The organism is Flavobacterium sp., from assembly GCF_036405015.1.
In the GTDB taxonomy this organism is placed as follows: Bacteria; Bacteroidota; Bacteroidia; order Flavobacteriales; family Flavobacteriaceae; genus Flavobacterium.
The window spans coordinates 24,601-41,151 of the sequence record NZ_DASWYK010000177.1 but is presented as its reverse complement, the minus strand read 5'-3'; the positions used below and the strand labels follow the sequence as shown (position 1 = coordinate 41,151).

Sequence of the window (16,551 nt, the reverse complement as noted above, 5' to 3'; positions counted from 1 at the left end):
TAACCCGCAACTTAGACGAAGGTTTTTTCAAGACACTTTTAATCAATAATGAAATCAAATCTATTTTGATTTTACCACTTTATATCAATGATATTTTTACTGGTTTTATTGGTTTTGATGATTGTACCAAAGAAAAAAATTGGTCTGAAGAAGAAATTTATATTTTTCAGGTATTGGCCAATAACATTTCATCTGCCTTAGAAAGAAATCGAAATGAAACTAAAATTGTTGAAAGTGAAGAAAAATTCAAACTAATTGCCAACAATATTCCAGGAACAGTTTATTTATCAAAATTTGACGCTTTCTCTACCAAAATCTTCCTAAATGATGAAGTCTTAAATTTAACTGGATATTCAAAATCAGAATTTATAGAAAATAATTTATCGTTTCTTTCTCTTATTCACCATGATGATAAAGAAGAAGTGATAAACAACCAAATTGACAATCTACAAAAAGGAATCCCTTTACATAATGTGTACCGTATAAAACGCAAATCGGGCGAATACATTTGGGTGGAAGAATTTGGAGATGTAATAAAAAGAGACGATGAAATTGAATTTGTTGGAGGAATCTACTTTGACATTACCAACAAAAAAGAAATTGAAGACGCCATAAAAGCAAAACAATTAGCAGAAGCAGCAAACAAATCTAAATCTGATTTCTTAGCCAATATGTCTCATGAAATCAGAACTCCTCTTAACGGAATTATCGGATTTACACATTTGTTGATGAAAACAGAGCTGGAGGAAATTCAGGAGAAATACATGACAACCATTAATCAATCGGCGCATTCGCTTCTTGAAATCATTAACGACATACTGGATTTTTCTAAAATTGAAGCTGGAAAACTAGAGCTTTTTATTGATCTTTATGACATTAAAAAGGTCTTAGGACAAGTCTTTGATCTAATTGTTTACGAATCCAATCAAAAGAATCTTGAACTTGAACTCAACATTGATCCTGATGTTCCTAAATACATCTGGACTGATATTGTCAGAATCAAACAAATCCTGATTAATCTTCTTTCAAATGCTGTAAAATTTACAACTGAAGGTTCTATAAAACTAAATGTCTCTGTTTTAGAAAAAAAGAAAAACAACAATTACATCATTCGTTTTTCTGTAGTGGATACAGGAATTGGTATTCTTGAAAAGAATCAAAAGAAAATTTTTAAAGCATTTTCGCAGGAAGATAGCTCTACAACGAGAAAATTTGGAGGAACCGGTTTAGGTCTTACCATTTCAAACCAGCTGCTGGCTTTAATGGAAAGCCGTTTACAACTTGAAAGCAAAATTAACGAAGGAAGCAATTTCTTCTTCGATTTAAATTTGAAAACAAGCAACCAAAGCATCACTGATAAATACAATGCAGAACTCAAAAGCTTAAACATTGAAGTAGATTCTGAAAATACTGAACCTAATGAAAACAATATTACTTTTTTAATTGTGGAAGACAATAAAGTAAACATGTTGCTTCTCAAAACAATTATAAAAAATCTTTACAATAATGCTTACATCCATGAATGCGAAAATGGATATGAAGCCATCCAACAGTTTGAAAAAATAAACCCAACTATTGTTTTTATGGATATTCAGATGCCGATTATGAATGGCTATGAAACCACAAGAGCCATACGAAATACTAAAAAAGGACGCGATATTCCTATTATTGCAGTTACTGCAGGAGCTGAAAAAGACGAAAAAAACAAATGTATTTCTGCTGGAATGGACGACTACATTTCCAAACCAATCATGAAAGGAAGTGTTGAAGAAACCTTAATTAAGTGGCTTGGCTAATTTTTTTTAGTTTACAGTCGAAGTCTCAGTTTTCAACAAAAACCATTAACCGTGACTGAGACTGCAGCTACGGCTGAAAACTAAAATCTATCTAAAGCTAAATTTTATCATAAAAAATCTATAAATTCGTACAACCCTTTTGATAATAAATTAAAATACAATTCAATATGAAATGGCAAGGCAGAAGACAAAGTGATAACGTAGAAGATCGAAGATCAATTTCTGGCGGCGGCAAAGCATTAGTCGGTGGTGGAGTTATTGGGATTATTATTTTACTACTTAATGTTTTTGGTGGCGAAACTGGACAGCAAATAGCTCCAATTTTGGAACAAATGCAAGGCGGGCAATCACAACAAACAGAAGCTGCTGCTCCATTAAGCGAGGAAGATAAAAAAATGGGGGATTTTGTTAGAGTTGTTTTAGCAGATAACGAAGACATTTGGAGCAAGATTTTCGCAGAACATGGTATGACCTACGAAAAACCAAAATTAGTACTTTTTAAAGGAGGAGTTCAAACCGCATGTGGAGGTGCCTCATCAGCATCAGGACCATTTTATTGTCCAGGTGACCGAAAAGTCTATATGGATCTTGGTTTTTTTGAAGAATTGAAAACAAAATTTGGCGCAAAAGGAGGTGATTTTGCGATTGCTTATGTAATTGCACATGAAATTGGTCACCATATACAAACTTTACTTGGAACGTCTGCAAAAATGCGTCAAGAGCAACAAGGAAAAAGCGAAGCTCAGGCCAACAAATTATCTGTAGCCTTAGAATTACAAGCCGATTTTTATGCTGGAGTTTGGGCACATTACAATCAGGAAAATTTAGACACTGGCGATATTGAAGAAGCGTTAAGTGCTGCAAATGCTGTCGGTGACGACGCGATTCAGAGTAAAATGCAGGGACATGTTGTTCCAGATTCTTTTACACACGGAACTTCAGAACAAAGAATGTATTGGTTTAAGAAAGGATACAAAACCGGAGACATTAAACAAGGAACTACATTTGAAGAAATCAGATAATCCAATAAAAACCAAATATTTTAACCACCAGAAAAGCATGACTTAATCGTCGTGCTTTTTTTATTTAAACCATATAAGTAATATAAGTTCATTTTAGATATGATTTAAATTAGGCTTATTACAAAGAAGTAAAACTTAAATTACTTATATGAAATTATATGGTTCAAAAAAATATAAATACAAAAAAAGCCTTGAATTTCTTCAAGGCTTTCTATCTGGGTGGCTGACCGGGTTCGAACCGGCGACCCGCGGCACCACAAACCGCTACTCTAACCAGCTGAGCTACAACCACCATTTTTCTGCTTAGCGAGTGCAAATATAGAACAAAGGTTTAGTTCTACAAAGAAAAAAATGAAAAATTTTCATAAAAATTAAATCAAATTTTCTAAGCTATTGACTGCCAAACATCTTTCAACTGTAAATCCTTCTGCAAAATCCTTCCCAACCAGTCTTCCTAAGTCCTGCGCACGATAATTTAAGCTTTCGAAAAAGTTTTTACTCGTAATTGGTGTTGCAGGTTCATTTGAATTCGGATCGTAAAATTGCGTTTTATAGGCCATAATCGCTTCTACTTTCTTTTCTTCAAATCCTGTAATGTCCACAACGAAATCTGGAGTAATATTTTTCCATTGAATATAATGATACACTACTTTAGGTCTCCATGCTTCTTGTTTTTCTCCATCAACTGTAGTCTCAATTTTCATTAAACCCGAAAGAAAACAAGCATCAGAAACTAATTTACTTCCTTTTCCGTGATCAATATGGCGATCGTCGATTGCATTACACAATACAATCTCAGGTTTGTATTTACGAATCATTTTAATGACTTCTAATTGATGTTTTTCGTCGTTAACGAAAAATCCATCACGCATCGCTAAATTTTCACGTACTAAAACCCCTAAAATCTTTGCAGCATCTTTTGCTTCCTGATCTCTGGTTTCTGCCGTACCGCGCGTTCCTAATTCGCCACGTGTTAAATCTACAATCCCTACTTTTTTCCCAAGGGAAACTTCTTTTAAAATTGTTCCAGCACAACCTAATTCTACATCGTCGGGATGTGCACCAAATGCTAATATATCTAGTTTCATTGTTTATATTTTAGTCACCGTTTTCAGTCGCAGTCAAAGTATCTTATTTAGTCAGCGTAAAAACTGAATACCGTGACTGCGACCGAGAACTTTATTTTCATTTTGTTTTTAATACTCTTTTCATTGTCATCGACTTGTTGACGCTTTCTTCCCATTCTTTCTCAGGAATACTTTCTTTTGTGATACCGCAGCCCATGTACAAAATAGCTTTATCTTCCTGAATCTGCATGCATCGTAAATTTACGAATAAATCAGAACTCGTATTAGTTTCTGTAAAAGTGCTGTTTAATTCACCCAGAAAACCCGTATAGAAAGTCCTGTCGTAATTTTCATTTTCTAAAATAAATACTTTTGATTTCTTTTTTGGAAGTCCGCAAACGGCTGGTGTTGGGTGTAAAGTATCGATAACTTCTTCTAAAGTTGAATTCTCCTTTAAAACTCCAGAAATATCCGTTTTAATATGCCAGATCGATCCCGCTTTTAAACTATAAGGTTCAGAAACTACAACCGAAGCTGTAAATTCTCGAAGTCTTTTTACGATAAAATCAGTTACAAACTGCTGTTCATCTTTTTCTTTCTGTTGCCACACAATTTCAGTTTCCTGATTATCTTTTTGTGTTCCCGCTAAAGCCATGGTTTCAAAAGCATTTCCATTTGCTTTCAACAACTTTTCAGGAGTTGCTCCCATCCAAAGTCCGATTTTTGGATGAAAAAAACAATAACAAAAAGTAGCAGGATACAATTGAACCAAATGCTGAAAAGTTTCAACAAAATCAAATTCAGACAAAGACACTTCTTCGCTTCGCGATAAAACCACTTTTTTGAATTCTTCATTTTTTATGGCTTGAATTCCTTGGGCAACTAAATATTCGTATTGAAATTTAGCTTCAGGATCAAAACTTAAATCATCAATTTCGATTGGTTCGAATGAAGTTGTTTCTTTTTCGGCAGTAATAATTTCCGATTCATTTTCTGGAATCAGAACTAGTTGTTTTTCATCAAAAGAGGCAAAAACAAAACCTTTTTCGCTGTAATCAGAAACAGTATGTAACGTGTTATTTTGTTGTAAAATGCCAACATAGTTTTCTGTGTTGGGCTTTGAATAAAGTACAAAAGGTAAATTTTGCTCTTTATGATTTTTAATTTTCAAGAAAAATGGATTCATAATTTACTCACTTTTCTTTCTATCCAAAACCATATTCGTCAGTTTGCAAAGCGAAACCAGGTTCCCCTCTTCATCGGTAATTTTAATTTCCCAAAGATGAAGACTTCTACCTTTATGAATAATTCTGGCTGTTCCGAAAACATAACCTTCACGAATACTTTTTAGATGATTTGCCGAAATTTCGATACCTCTTACCTCGTGCTCTTTTGGATTTATAAAAAAGAAAGAAGCGGCACTTCCAACGCTTTCTGCCAAAGCAACAGAAGCGCCTCCATGAAGCAATCCCATTGGTTGGTGAACACTTGGATTTACAGGCATTTTTGCAGTTAAAAAATCTTCTCCGGCGTCGATATATTCAATTTTTAGCGTTTCCATTAAGGTGTTTTTAGAAAACTCATTACAGCGCGCCAAAATCTGCTCTTTTGTATGATTCATTAAAATAAACTTTAAAATCGTAAAATTAAAGAAAGATAAGACATAAATCTAAAATCCGATTCTAAAATTTAAAATTCAACTTCAAAGCTGTAGGTTTTTTGTTATTTTTACAAAAACAATCAGAATCAGTCTTTGGCTTTTTTTAGTCACAGATTACACAGATTAGCACAGATTAATTTTTGTTTGTCACAATTTTCACGAATTTACCCTAATTTAATTCGGGGAATTATTGAAATTCGCGGCGAAAAAATCATTTTAATCCTTACAATCAGTGGCAAAAAAAACATATAAATGCGTCAATATTTTACTCTTTTCATTCTTGCAATACTTATAACTTTCAGTTCTTGCCGAACTGACTTTGATACTGTTGCCAGTAATGGAAATTTGAAGTTCTCTAGAGATACTGTTTATTTAGATACCGTTTTTAAAAATATTGGCTCCAGCACTTATCAATTAAAAGTGTATAATCGAAGTAAAAACGACATTTCGATTCCTGTTGTGCAATTCAAAAAAGGCTTAAGTTCAAAATACCGCATGACTGTTGACGGAATGGGCGGAACAGATGGGAAAATCTTTAAAGATGTTACGCTTTTAGCAAAAGACAGTTTATACATCTTTATAGAAACCACGGCAGATATTACAGACGCCAATCCAACTGATTTTTTATATATTGATGAAATCCAATTTGACAGTGGTGCTAATCTTCAAGAAGTTGCTTTAGTTACTTTAATTCAGGATGCCGTTTTCTTATATCCGAATCAAAATCCAGATGGAACAAAGGAAAAAATCAAAATTGACGGCAAAGATGTCGATGGATTTTATTTAAGTGAAAATGATCCAACAAACGGAAATGAACTTCTTTTCACGAAACAAAAACCATACGTTATTTATGGATATGCTGGAGTTCCAGAAAACAAAACGATAACTTTTGAAGCTGGTGCGCGAGTACATTTTCATGCTAATTCTGGTTTATACGTTGGAAAAAATGCTTCACTTCAAATTAACGGAACTGCTTCAACAAGTGAAAAATTAGAAAACGAAGTAATTTTCGAAGGTGACCGTTTAGAATCCCTTTATTCTGATATTCCTGGACAATGGAAATCGGTGATTTTTGAAAAAGGAAGTACCAATCATTCCATTAATCATCTGACTTTAAAAAATGCTGTAACCGGTTTAGATTTCAGAAGTCCTTTGAATACTGTTACAATTAAAAACTCGCAAATTTATAATTGTGTAGAAAACGGAATTCTGGCACAAAACACTCAACTTATCGGAGAAAATCTTGTCATTAATTATGCAGGTCTTTCGAGTTTAGCTGTCATTTATGGTGGAAATTACAAATTTACCCATTGTACTTTTAACAATAATTGGTCTGGTCCATCTCAATTTGCTGTAAGCTTAAGTAATTCGCTGGCAGGAGCAACTCCAGAAACAAATGCCTTAACTCAGGCAACTTTTAACAATTGTATCATTTACGGGTCGGCTACTAATGAATTTAACTTGAGTAAAAATACAGCTGCTCCCTTTGTTTATCAATTAAACAATTGTCTTGTAAAATTCAGCAGTTCTACCACAAATCCTGATTATCAATTTAAAACTGACACGGAACATTACACAAACATTATTTTGAATGAAAATCCGAAATATTATAATGCTTCTCAAAATAAATTCAATATTGATAAAACTTCTTCCGCTTTCGCGAAAGGAAATCAGGCATATATCATTACGACAGATATTTTAGGAATTGCCAGGACTTCTCCTCCTGATTTAGGAGCTTATCAGAGTCAGGACTTTCCGAAATAGATCATTTAAAAGTTGAGATAGACGTTTTTCATAATAGGATTCTTTTGGCGCTGAAAGTCAAAAAATAATCATGGCTTAACATGTTTTTTTCATTAAAACTGTAATCTTGTCTGGAATTAAATTTCTACATAAAAAACATTATTACATTTTAAAGATTCCCCAATCTCAACTTATTTATTTATGAAAAAAAACTACTTTTTTTTACTTTTTTTCGCCCTTACTTCTGCTTTTGCACAAATTCCAACGGGATATTATGATACTGCAACTGGCACTGGCTATACTTTAAAAACACAATTATACAATATCATAAAAGGACATACTGATAATGGGTACGCAGGTTTATACACTACCTATGCGACTTCGGATATTGATAATTTTTACGAAAATGACGGATCTGTTTTAGATATGTATTCTGAAAATCCATCTGGAACCGATCCTTATACTTATAGTATTGCTACTACGCAGAGATGTGGTAATTATGCTGTCGAAGGTGATTGTTACAATAGAGAACATATTATTCCTCAATCTGTTTTTGATGAAAAATCTCCAATGGTTGCCGATGCACATTTCATTACTCCAACTGATGGAAAAGTAAACGGAATGCGCTCTAATTATCCTCACGGAAATGTTGGAACAGCAACTTACACCTCTCTAAACGGGAGCAAATTAGGATCAAGTTCAATTTCTGGATATTCGGGAACTGTTTTTGAACCAATCGATGAATTCAAAGGTGATATTGCCCGAATGTATTTTTACTTTGCAACGCGTTATGAAAACACCATTGCTGGATATTCTTACCCAATGTTTAACGGAACAGCAAACAAAGTTTTTACCCCTGCATTTTTAAGTATGCTAATTGCTTGGCACAAACAAGATCCCGTAAATGCTAGGGAAATTGCCCGAAACAATGCCATTTATGCCCGTCAAAATAATAGAAATCCGTTTATTGATCATCCGGAATATGTAGAGGCAATCTGGACAACAGAAGCAGACGACACTACTCCTCCAACCACTCCTTTAAATTTAACTGTTACAGCAAGCACTTCAAATACGATTAGTTTGAGCTGGTCGGCTGCTACAGATAATGTTGGAATTTCTGGTTATGCTGTTTATGTAAACGGAATTTTCAAACAAAATGAAACTGGAACAACCGCTACTGTCACTGGCTTAACTGCATCAACAACTTATTCTTTTTATGTAGTAGCCAAAGACACTTCAAACAATTTATCGACTGCAAGTACTTCTGTTAATGGAAGTACTTCTGAATCTACTGGAGGCGGAACAATTGCAAATGAAATTTTCTTTTCAGAATATATTGAAGGTTCTGGCAACAACAAATATTTAGAAGTTTCAAACTTTACAGGAAACACTGTTGACCTAACACAATATACAATCAAAAAACAAGTAAATGGAGCTGGTCCGTGGACATCGACAGCAGGATTAGCACTTACTGGAACTTTAGCTCAAGGAGCATCATATGTTATTGCTTACAGTCAGGGAACTGCAACTTGTTTTCCTCCAGCAAATGCAAATTTATCAAGCGGTGCAGCTGAACTTCAATTTAATGGAAACGATCCGATCGGATTATTCAAAAACGATGTTTTAATTGATATTATTGGAACATTAGGAAATACAGCCAATTTTTCTATCGATGAAACTTTAAGAAGAAAACCTACCGTTTCTTCACCAAACACTACTTTCGACAAAGCCGGAGAATGGGATGTGTATGCAAAAGACAAATGCGATGGATTAGGAAGTCACACGTTAGCCAATTTAGGAACAGGAGATTTTGATTCTACTACATTTTCTATTTATCCAAATCCTTCAAATGGGAATTTTACAATTCAATTAAACGATTCAGAAGAAACATCAAATATTGAAATTTTATCCATTTTAGGACAAAAAATATTTACAAAAGAAAACAACGATTCTTCTTCGATCACAGTAAACAATATTCCTAAAGGAATATATATCGTTCGTATCATTCAAGGTTCAAAATCGAGCAATAAAAAAATCATAGTTAACTAAAAACTAGATTATCATTTATACAAAAGCGGCAAAATTGCCGCTTTTTTTGTCTCAATATGGTCATTTTTCAGAAATGTTCTTTTTTAATTTATTCTCAAGTTTCGTAAATTTTGCAAATTAATTTTCAAACAAACATTCGAAAATGAAGTTTAAATTTTAATTTTTTCCTTTCTAAAAGTTTAATATAACAGTGCTTATCAAAAAAGAAATTTTATTAAATCTTTAAATTTTCAAAAAGTCCGAAACTTCTTGATTTTGCGTCTTTTTGGTAGAAAAAATGCAAGAAAAAAGCAATTTCATTTTTTTTGAAAAGAGATGGTTTCCAAATTTGCGCTTACTATTTATTTACATTAAATTTGCAGCTCAATACAACAAACTACACAAATGATCCATTTCTTTGAAAACCAAAGCAAAACTGTTTTTGCGGTACAAACGCAAAACGAAATTTCAGCTCAAGACATTTCAAAATTAAACTGGCTTTTTGCTGACGCGAGTAAAATCGAAAAATCAGCTTTGACTGGTTTCTTCGTTGGTCCACGCGCTACAATGATTACACCTTGGAGTACAAATGCTGTAGAAATTACTCAAAATATGGGTATTTCAGGTATTATCAGAATCGAAGAATTTCATCCTGCAACGGAAGATTTCAATGATTTTGATCCGATGCTTTCTCAAAAATTCAACGAATTAGATCAAGAAATCTTCACTATCAACATTCAGCCAGAACCAATTTTGGAGATTGATGATATTGCAGCTTACAACAAAGTTGAAGGTTTAGCTTTAAGCGAAGAAGAAGTTGAATACTTAAACAATCTTTCGACTAAACTTGGAAGAAAATTAACTGACTCTGAGATTTTTGCTTTTTCTCAAGCGAATTCAGAGCACTGCCGTCACAAAATTTTCAACGGAACTTTTGTTATCGATGGCGAAGAAAAAGAAACTTCTCTTTTCAAATTAATCAAAAAAACATCTCAGGAAAATCCTAACGATATTGTTTCTGCTTACAAAGACAACGTTGCTTTTGTAAAAGGACCAAAAGTGCAGCAATTTGCACCAAAATCGGCTGATAAACCTGATTTTTACGAAATAAAAGAATTTGATTCGGTTTTATCTTTAAAAGCCGAAACACACAATTTTCCAACAACTGTTGAACCTTTCAACGGTGCTGCTACAGGATCGGGAGGAGAAATCCGCGACCGTTTAGCAGGAGGACAAGGTTCACTTCCTTTAGCTGGAACTGCTGTTTACATGACTTCATATTCTCGTTTGAACAACGACAGAAAATGGGAAAATGCAGTTGAAGAAAGAAAATGGTTGTACCAAACACCAATGGATATTTTGATCAAAGCTTCAAACGGAGCTTCAGATTTCGGAAATAAATTTGGACAGCCACTTATTACAGGTTCTGTTTTAACTTTCGAACACGAAGAAGAAAACAGAAAAATTGGTTACGATAAAGTAATCATGCAAGCGGGTGGAATTGGATACGGAAAATTAAATCAAGCGATCAAAAACAAACCACAAGAAGGCGATAAAATTGTTATTCTTGGTGGAGAAAATTATAGAATCGGAATGGGTGGTGCTGCGGTTTCTTCTGCAGATACAGGAGCTTTTGGTTCAGGAATTGAGTTGAATGCGATTCAGCGTTCAAACCCAGAAATGCAAAAACGTGCTGCAAATGCCATCCGTGGTTTAGTAGAAAGCGACAATAATCCAATTGTTTCTATTCACGATCACGGTGCGGGCGGTCACTTAAATTGTCTTTCTGAATTAGTGGAAGAAACTGGAGGTTTAATCGATTTAGACAAATTACCTGTTGGCGACCCAACTCTTTCTGCAAAAGAAATTATTGGTAATGAATCTCAAGAAAGAATGGGATTAGTTATCGGTCAAAAAGATATCGATACTTTACAAAGAATCGCTGACAGAGAGCGTTCTCCAATGTACGAGGTTGGAGATGTAACGGGAGATCACCGTTTTACATTCGAATCAAAATCTAACGGTTCTAAACCAATGGATTATGCTTTGGAAGATTTCTTTGGAAGTTCTCCAAAAACCATCTTGACAGATAAAAAAGTAGATAGAAAATATGCTGACGTTGCTTACAACGCAGGAGATTTTGAAAGCTATTTAAAAGATGTTTTACGTTTAGAGGCTGTTGCTTCAAAAGACTGGTTGACAAACAAAGTTGACCGTTGTGTTGGAGGAAGAGTGGCTAAACAGCAAAATGCAGGTCCGTTACAATTGCCATTGAACAATGTGGGTGTAATGGCTTTGGATTATTTAGGAAAAGAAGGAATCGCAACTTCTATCGGGCACGCTCCTATCGCTGCTTTGATTGATCCTGTTGCGGGTTCTAGAAATGCGATTGCAGAATCGTTATCAAACATTATCTGGGCCCCAATTAAAGATCAGTTAAAAGGGGTTTCATTATCTGCAAACTGGATGTGGGCTTGTAAAAACGAAGGTGAAGACGCTCGTTTGTACGCTGCAGTTGAAGGATGTTCTGAATTTGCAATTGAATTGGGAATCAACATTCCGACTGGAAAAGATTCACTTTCAATGAAACAAAAATATCCAAACGACGAAGTAATTGCGCCAGGAACGGTTATTATTTCTGCAGCTGGAAACTGTACAGATATCAGAAAAGTAGTTGAGCCTGTTTTACAAAAAGACGGAGATTCAATTTATTATATCAATTTGTCTCAAGATGATTTCAAATTAGGAGGTTCATCTTTTGCACAAATCAGAAATACAATCGGAAACGAAACTTCAACTATTAAAGATTCAGCTTTCTTTAAAAATGCTTTTAATACAGTTCAGGAATTAATCGGCGAAAGCCAAATCTTAGCGGGACACGATATCGGAAGCGGTGGTTTGATCACTACTTTATTAGAAATGTGTTTTGCTGATGTAAATCTTGGAGCTAAAATTGATTTCAGCGCTTTCGCGGAAAAAGACTTATTGAAAATCCTTTTCGCAGAAAACATCGGAATTGTATTCCAAGCAAAATCTGATGCAACAGTTGAAGCTAAATTAAACTCTAACAACATCGAATTCTTCAAATTAGGTTCAGTTCAAGAATCTGCAAGTTTGGAATTTGGAACTTATAAATTGGATATTCCAACTTACAGAGATGTTTGGTTTGAAACTTCTTATTTGCTAGATCAAAAACAATCTAAAAACGGAACTGCGAAAGCACGTTTCGAAAACTATAAAAATCAAGTTTTAAACTATACTTTCCCTGCACATTTTACAGGAAAGAAACCAGAAATCGACAATTCTAAACCAAGACCAAAAGCGGCGATTATTCGTGAAAAAGGAAGTAATTCTGAGCGTGAAATGGCAAACGCAATGTACTTGGCTGGATTTGACGTAAAAGACGTTCACATGACAGATTTAATTTCTGGACGTGAAACTTTAGAAGATATTCAGTTCATTGGAGCTGTAGGCGGATTCTCTAACTCTGACGTTTTAGGTTCTGCTAAAGGTTGGGCTGGAGCTTTCTTATACAACGAAAAAGCAAAAACAGCTTTAGATAATTTCTTCAAAAGAGAAGATACTTTATCTGTTGGAATCTGTAATGGATGTCAGTTGTTTATGGAATTAGAAGTTATTAATCCAGAACACGAAGTTCACGGAAAAATGCACCATAATGAAAGTCAAAAACACGAAAGTATTTTTACTTCTGTAACAGTTCAAGAAAATAATTCTGTAATGTTATCGACTTTAGCAGGAAGTACTTTAGGCGTTTGGGTTTCTCACGGAGAAGGTAAATTCAAATTGCCTTACGCAGAAGACCAATACAACATTGTTTCGAAATATGCTTACGAAGGATATCCGGCAAACCCTAACGGTTCTGATTACAACACTGCAATGATGTGTGACAAAACCGGAAGACACTTGGTTATGATGCCTCATATTGAGCGTTCGACTTTCCAATGGAACTGGGCGCATTATGCAAAAGATAGAAACGACGAGGTTACTCCTTGGCACGAAGCTTTTGTCAATGCAAGAAAATGGATTGAGAAAAACTAAATTATATTTTTAATAAGGAAGCGCTCGAATTTATCGAGCGCTTTTTTTTTGCCACGAATCACACAAACTAACTTACGCTCATTCGTGGCAGGGAAATACCTCAACACTATCCCCAAATGGTCGAGATATTTTTATCCTTAATCTTTAAAAGCTGAAGCAATTCCGGTAACTATATTAGCCGTTCCAAAAGCAAATAATCCGGAGGCAATTGCGGCCTGTCCAGAAAAGAACTGACTTTCCCGAATTACCACACTAAAAATAGTTCCACCAGCCAGTCCGGCAATTAAACCTAAACCAATTGTTGAAATAACCCACCATGGTTCTGGTTCAGGAAATGGTGGTTTCTTTAAAAATTTACGCCACCAGCCCGGATATTTTGTCCCACACCAACCCATCGCTAAGAAGAAAGCAGTTTCCATATTATTTTATTCTAGGTAACGCCTACTCTTTTGCTTTTCGGCCTCCGCATTTTGACGAGGATAAAAGTAAGATTCGAATTTTTGAAAACTACCATGAAAATTCCCGTTTTTAAAAGGGGAAAAATCCCTTTTTTTATCATCTTAATTTTATTTAAAGTAAATCATTAAAAAGCCCTAAGTCTAATTTAATAATATCTTAAGGCGCTTTATTCTCTTGTATTTCATTCGATAAATAACTTTGTCATATGAAAAAATGGAATCAATATTTAGTCGTTGCAATTTTATTATTTGCAATAAATCAATCTTCTTTTAGTCAAAAAACAAATACTATAAACGGAACTGTTTCAGATGGAAAAAATCCAGTCGAATTTGTTGATGTGGCGTTAAAACCTGTTACAGATACGACCAAAACTGTTGCATATGCCATTACAGATTCTTCCGGAAAATTTATTCTCGAAAATATTAATCCAGCCGATTACATCTTAAAACTTAAATTAATTGGTTTTAAAACATTCTCTCAAAAAGTAAAATATACTGGAAACTCCATTTCAATTGGAAACATTGTATTACAAGAAGATGCTAAATTGCTGAATACTGTTGTAGTAACTTCCCAGAAAAAACAGATTCAGAAAACAAATGAAGGTTTTGTTTTTAATGCTGTTTCTAATATTTCACAATCTGGAGGAACAGCCATTGATATGCTAAAAAATATTCCGACTGTTGCTGTCGATGCTGATGATGCGATTACTTTAAGAGGAAAAAAACCTCTGATTTTAATTAACGGAAAAAACTCTGCCATCACAAATATGGATCAGATTCCGGCCAGTAGTATTGAAAGTATCGAAATTATTACAAGTCCAACGGCAAAATACGATGCAAATGCAGAAAGTGGTATTATCAATATTAAACTCAAAAAAAACAATTTAAACGGAATCAACGGAGCGGCGGTCCTTGGCGGCGGTTTTGGAGCAAAAGGGCGATTAAGCAGTTCGGTACTTTTAAATCAGAAAACAGATAAATGGAACATCGGACTTGCTTACGATAATCGTTTTGCAGGAAGAACTAAAAGCATAAAAGGCGATCGAACAAATTATTTTATTGAAGACGAACATTACATTCATCAAGATCGAAGCGATGAACGAACAGAAGGCTTACAAAACTTAAAATTTAATGTTGATTTTTCGCCAAATGAAAGAAATACTTTTTCTTTTGAAGCATTGGGTAGTCTTGAAAACAAAGATAACAATGAGACTCTAAAAACTGATATCTTCAATAATTCTGATGCCTTTTTCTCAGGAAATCAACGTCATTCTATGGAAATTCAAAAAGAAAAAGCAGCAGAAATGGCTTTTAATTATGACCGAAAATTTTCTGATGAACGAAAAAGTTTAAATGCAAGTCTTACTACTTCTTTTAATTTTGGAAGAGAAAACACCAATATTGATACCAATAATTATGATCAAAACGAAATGCAGATTGGGGATACTTTCTGGCAGAAAACACATAATTATTCAAAAGAAAATATTTCGAATGCAATCTTAAACTATAGCTTCCCTATTTCTGAAAAATCAATAATTGAAACAGGATATAAAGGAACTTTCAGATTTTTTAATTCCGATTTTCAAAGCGCAGATTTAGTCAATAATGAATATGTAATTAACCCGTTGACCAGTAATATTTTTGATTTTAACGAACAGATCAATGCGTTTTACGGACTTTTAAATTCGTATTCTGGCTCTAAAGACAATCAGAAATGGAAATACAATTTGGGACTTCGTGCAGAACAAGTCAACAATAATGGAAAAACGGAAAATGGGAATAATAATTTTTCAAACAATTATTTAAAACTTTTTCCTTCAGCCTTTGTTCAACTGAATTTACAATCAGATGAATTTATAAAATTTGGTTACAGCAAACGTATCAATCGACCAGATTTAGATGATTTAAATCCGTTTGTTGATATCACAGATGCCTTGAATCCGCATGGAGGAAATCCGTATTTAAAACCTGAAATTATTCATATCGTAGAATTAAATTATAATAAAGACTGGAATACTTATTCTTTATCTGGAAATGCATTTTATAGAAATGCGAATAATACCATTCGTCAATATTCGGTTCTTCAGGAAAATGGAGTGGTTTTATTACAGCCTCAAAATATAGGAAATACAGTTACTTATGGAATTGAAACGATTTTTAGTTTAAAACCTTTTTCTTTTTACGATGCCAACATCAGTTTAACGGCTTTCCAACAGCATATTAATGCCGGAAACTTGGATCAGGCAGAAGACGCAGTAACCAATGCTTTTAGCTGGTATGGAAAATTGATCAATAATTTTACTCCCTGGAAAGGAGGAAAACTTCAAATCATTGGAAACTACAATTCATCGGTGGCAACGGCGCAGGGCAAAAGAATTCCGATTTATAATGTAGATTTAGGATTTCAGCAAAAATTAGGGAAAAGCAATGCACGTCTAGGATTGGTTGTAACCGATATGTTTAATACTTTAGAAAGTGGTTACAAAAACAATACATTATTATTTAGAAACAACAGAACCTCAAAATCTGACACACGTGCTTTGATGGTTACTTTTGCTTATACATTTAAATCTGATTTTAAGGAAAAGCTACTCGAAAATCAATTTTCAACAGAGTAAAAAAGGAATCAAAAAACAACAAATAGTAAAAATTTCATTCTTGTATTTTTAAGCGTCAATTCTATTAAAAAATTGAATTATATTCGCCAGAGAAAAAATG

General features: G+C 34.0%; 10 protein-coding genes and 1 tRNA gene. 6 read left to right on the top strand and 5 right to left on the bottom strand.

Annotated features, from left to right (window positions below):
* Together VGE71_RS14490 and ypfJ are read left to right on the top strand one after the other, a co-directional pair.
* Positions 1-1,796, top strand: a 1,796-nt coding sequence (locus VGE71_RS14490) for a response regulator (RefSeq protein WP_331138972.1), incomplete at its 5' end; no start/stop codon positions are given.
* 167 nt (positions 1,797-1,963) lie between these two features.
* Positions 1,964-2,818, top strand: coding sequence for a KPN_02809 family neutral zinc metallopeptidase (gene ypfJ, locus VGE71_RS14485; RefSeq protein ID WP_331138971.1), 855 nt, complete (start codon positions 1,964-1,966; stop codon positions 2,816-2,818).
* A gap of 218 nt (positions 2,819-3,036) precedes the next feature.
* Here the strand turns inward: ypfJ and VGE71_RS14480 are convergent.
* The 4 genes from VGE71_RS14480 to VGE71_RS14465 all read right to left on the bottom strand — a co-directional run bounded on the left by VGE71_RS14480 (position 3,037) and on the right by VGE71_RS14465 (position 5,506).
* Positions 3,037-3,110: transfer RNA gene (locus VGE71_RS14480), tRNA-His, on the bottom strand.
* A 79-nt stretch (positions 3,111-3,189) separates the two neighbouring features.
* The gene (gene bshB1 / locus VGE71_RS14475; RefSeq protein WP_331138970.1) at positions 3,190-3,906 is read right to left on the bottom strand and encodes a bacillithiol biosynthesis deacetylase BshB1; all 717 of its coding nucleotides are present in this window, start codon (positions 3,904-3,906) and stop codon (positions 3,190-3,192) included.
* 97 nt (positions 3,907-4,003) lie between these two features.
* Positions 4,004-5,071, bottom strand: coding sequence for a chorismate-binding protein (locus tag VGE71_RS14470; RefSeq protein ID WP_331138969.1), 1,068 nt, complete (start codon positions 5,069-5,071; stop codon positions 4,004-4,006).
* Positions 5,072-5,074: 3 nt separating this feature from the next.
* On the bottom strand, positions 5,075-5,506 hold the full coding sequence (locus VGE71_RS14465) for a PaaI family thioesterase (protein WP_331138968.1): 432 nt from the start codon (positions 5,504-5,506) through the stop codon (positions 5,075-5,077).
* Positions 5,507-5,797: 291 nt separating this feature from the next.
* On the opposite strand from VGE71_RS14465, the gene VGE71_RS14460 reads away from it, so the two are divergent.
* From VGE71_RS14460 to purL, 3 genes are all read left to right on the top strand, one after another.
* The gene (locus tag VGE71_RS14460) at positions 5,798-7,309 is read left to right on the top strand and encodes a hypothetical protein (RefSeq protein ID WP_331138967.1); all 1,512 of its coding nucleotides are present in this window, start codon (positions 5,798-5,800) and stop codon (positions 7,307-7,309) included.
* 180 nt (positions 7,310-7,489) lie between these two features.
* Positions 7,490-9,337 (top strand): endonuclease, encoded by a 1,848-nt coding sequence (locus tag VGE71_RS14455; RefSeq protein ID WP_331138966.1) that lies wholly within the window; start codon positions 7,490-7,492, stop codon positions 9,335-9,337.
* 384 nt (positions 9,338-9,721) lie between these two features.
* Positions 9,722-13,375 carry a phosphoribosylformylglycinamidine synthase gene (gene purL / locus VGE71_RS14450; RefSeq protein ID WP_331138965.1) on the top strand — a complete coding sequence of 1,218 codons (3,654 nt, stop codon included), beginning with the start codon at positions 9,722-9,724 and terminating at the stop codon, positions 13,373-13,375.
* A 137-nt stretch (positions 13,376-13,512) separates the two neighbouring features.
* On the opposite strand, the gene VGE71_RS14445 is transcribed toward purL, so the two are convergent.
* Positions 13,513-13,794 carry a hypothetical protein gene (locus VGE71_RS14445; RefSeq protein ID WP_331138964.1) on the bottom strand — a complete coding sequence of 94 codons (282 nt, stop codon included), beginning with the start codon at positions 13,792-13,794 and terminating at the stop codon, positions 13,513-13,515.
* A gap of 245 nt (positions 13,795-14,039) precedes the next feature.
* Between VGE71_RS14445 and VGE71_RS14440 the strand changes: the two genes are divergently transcribed.
* Entirely contained in the window at positions 14,040-16,451 is a 2,412-nt protein-coding gene (locus VGE71_RS14440) for a TonB-dependent receptor domain-containing protein (protein ID WP_331138963.1), read from the top strand.
* Positions 16,452-16,551: the final 100 nt, after the last annotated feature.

Coding starts and splice junctions, on each gene's coding strand:
- VGE71_RS14460 (WP_331138967.1), top strand. CDS start 5,798: ATGCGTCAATATTTTACTCTTTTCATTCTTGCAATACTTATAACTTTC.
- bshB1 (WP_331138970.1), bottom strand. CDS start 3,906: ATGAAACTAGATATATTAGCATTTGGTGCACATCCCGACGATGTAGAA.
- purL (WP_331138965.1), top strand. CDS start 9,722: ATGATCCATTTCTTTGAAAACCAAAGCAAAACTGTTTTTGCGGTACAA.
- VGE71_RS14440 (WP_331138963.1), top strand. CDS start 14,040: ATGAAAAAATGGAATCAATATTTAGTCGTTGCAATTTTATTATTTGCA.
- VGE71_RS14445 (WP_331138964.1), bottom strand. CDS start 13,794: ATGGAAACTGCTTTCTTCTTAGCGATGGGTTGGTGTGGGACAAAATAT.
- VGE71_RS14455 (WP_331138966.1), top strand. CDS start 7,490: ATGAAAAAAAACTACTTTTTTTTACTTTTTTTCGCCCTTACTTCTGCT.
- ypfJ (WP_331138971.1), top strand. CDS start 1,964: ATGAAATGGCAAGGCAGAAGACAAAGTGATAACGTAGAAGATCGAAGA.
- VGE71_RS14465 (WP_331138968.1), bottom strand. CDS start 5,506: ATGAATCATACAAAAGAGCAGATTTTGGCGCGCTGTAATGAGTTTTCT.
- VGE71_RS14470 (WP_331138969.1), bottom strand. CDS start 5,071: ATGAATCCATTTTTCTTGAAAATTAAAAATCATAAAGAGCAAAATTTA.